The sequence below is a fragment of the Streptomyces panaciradicis genome, assembly GCF_023516615.1.
Taxonomy (GTDB): domain Bacteria; phylum Actinomycetota; class Actinomycetes; order Streptomycetales; family Streptomycetaceae; genus Streptomyces; species Streptomyces panaciradicis.
Genome location: NZ_JAMGBF010000301.1, coordinates 1 through 2,578 on the forward strand (window position 1 = coordinate 1; position 2,578 = coordinate 2,578).

At 73.6% G+C, this 2,578-nt stretch carries 1 protein-coding gene; it reads left to right on the forward strand.

The window, feature by feature from the left end:
• On the forward strand, positions 1-2,578 hold a 2,578-nt coding region (locus tag M8J74_RS44005; protein ID WP_249841752.1), incomplete at both ends, for a condensation domain-containing protein.

Here is a 2,578-nt window from a genome sequence, read left to right on the forward strand (position 1 = left end):
ACGCCTCGTCGCCTACGTCGTCGCAGAGGCCGACACCGACACCCTGCACACCCACTGCGCCGAGCGCCTCGCCGAGTACCTGGTGCCCTCCGCCTTCGTCGTCCTGCCCGCACTGCCGCTGACCGCCAACGGCAAACTCGACCGGCGCGCCCTGCCCGCACCGCAGGCCGGCGGCGCCCCGGGCCGCGCCCCGCGCACCCCCGCCGAAGAGGTGCTGTGCGGACTGTTCGCCGACATCCTCGACGTGCCCGCGGTCGGCATCGACGACGACTTCTTCCGCCTGGGCGGCCACTCCCTGCTCGCCACCCGCCTGGTCGGCCGCATCCGCAGCGCCCTTGCCACCGAACTGTCCCTGCGGGACTTCTTCCAGTACCCCACCGTCGCCCGCCTCGCCGAGCACCTCACCGACGGCGCCGGCACGGCCGCCGCACGCCCCCAGCTGACCGTCGCCCCCCGCTCGGACGAGGACCTGCCGCTGTCCGCCGCCCAGCGGCGGCTGTGGTTCCTGGACCAGATGGAGGGCCCCTCCACCACCTACAACATCCCCCTCACCCTCACCCTCACCGGCACCGTCGAGCCTGAACTGCTGCGGGCGGCCCTCGGCGACGTACTCGCCCGCCACGAGGTCCTGCGCACCAGCTACCCCGAACACGACGGCGAGCCCCGCCAGCACATCGCCGGCCCGGAGGAGGTGAGCGTCGCGCTGAGCGTCGCCGACGTCACCGAGGACGAACTGCCCGGCCGGATCGCGAAGGAGGCCGCACACCTCTTCGACCTCGCGACCGACCTCCCGCTGCACGCCGCCCTGCTGCGCGTCACCCCGGCCCGCAGCGTGCTGGTCCTGGTCGTGCACCACATCGCCTCCGACGGCTGGTCCACCACCCCGCTGATGCGCGACCTCGGCACCGCCTTCACCGCCCGCGCCGAGGGCACGGCCCCCCTGTGGGAGCCGCTGCCGGTCCAGTACGCCGACTACGCGCTGTGGCAGCGGGACCTGCTCGCCGAACACGAGGAGGCACAACTCGAGCACTGGCGCACCGCACTGGCCGCACTGCCCGCCGAGTCCACCCTGCCTCCCGACCGGCCGCGCCCCGCCGTCGCCTCCTACCGGGGCAGCACGCACACCGTGCACTGCCCGGCCGAGACCCACCAGGCCCTCACCGCGCTCGCCAGGGAATCCGGCGCCACCTTCTTCATGGTCGTCCAGGCCGCCACCATCGCCCTGCTCTCCCGCTGCGGTGCCGGCACGGACATCCCGGTCGGCTCCCTGGTCGCGGGCCGCACCGACGAGGCCCTGGAGGCCCTGGTCGGCTTCTTCGTCGACACCCTCGTGCTGCGCCCCGACACGGGCGGCGACCCCACCTTCCGCGAACTCCTGGACCGGGTACGGGAGACCGACCTGGCCGCCTGGGCGCACCAGGACCTGCCCTTCGACCGGCTCGTGGAGGCCCTCAACCCCGAGCGGTCCGCCGCCCGCCACCCCCTCTTCCAGGTCATGCTCACCCTCGCCGAGGCCGCCGACCCGGCCCCCGCCCTGCCCGGCGTGCGCGCCCAGACCGGCCGGCCCGGCATGGGCACCGCCAAGTTCGACCTCACCGTCAACTTCCACGAGCACCGCGACCGGGCGGGCCGCCCGAGCGGCCTCGACATCGTCCTGGAGTACGCCACCGACCTCTACGACCCCGCGACGATCGAGACGGCCGCCGACCGGCTCACCCGGGTCCTGGACGCCGTCATCACCGACCCCGACGTACCCGTGGCCGACATCGAACTGCTCACCGACGACCAGCGCCGCACCCTGCTCACCGCCTACAACGACACCGCCGCCCCCCTCCCCGAGGGCACGCTGCACGAGCTGTTCGCCGCGCAGGCCGCCCGCACCCCCCACGCACCGGCGCTGGTGTGCGGGGAACACGAACTGTCCTACCGCGAACTCGACCACGCCTCCGACGCCTTCGCCCGCCGCCTGGCCGGCCACGGCGTCGTCCCCGGCACCGCCGTCGGCCTCTTCCTCGACCGCTCACCCGAGTACGTGGTCGCCGTCCTCGGCGTCCTCAAGGCGGGCGGTACCTATGTGCCGTTGGACGCCCGCCAGCCCGCAGAGCGCCTGGCGTTCATCCTGGCCGACACCGGCGCCACCCTGGTCGTCACCGACCGGAGCGCCCCGGCCGAAGGCCTGACCACCCTGCCCCCGCCGAACATCCCGGCCCTGCCGGCCGAATCCGGCGCCGAGCCCTTCCACGCCCCGGTGCATGCGGACCAGTTGGCGTATGTGATGTACACCTCGGGTTCCAGCGGGACACCGAAGGGTGTGGCGAACACGCATCGCAATGTGGTGGAGCTGGCGCTGGACCCGTGGTGGGGTGCGGGGCGCCGGCACCGTCGGGTGCTGGCGTACTCGCCGCTGGCGTTCGACTCCTCGACGTACGAGCTGTGGGTGCCCCTGCTCAGCGGCGGCACCGCCGTGATCCTCCCGGTGGCCAAGGTCGACGTGGCCGAACTCGGCGACGCCCTCGTCCGCCACGACATCACCGCCGTGTACTTCACCACCGCACTGTTCGATGCGATGGCGTCGGAG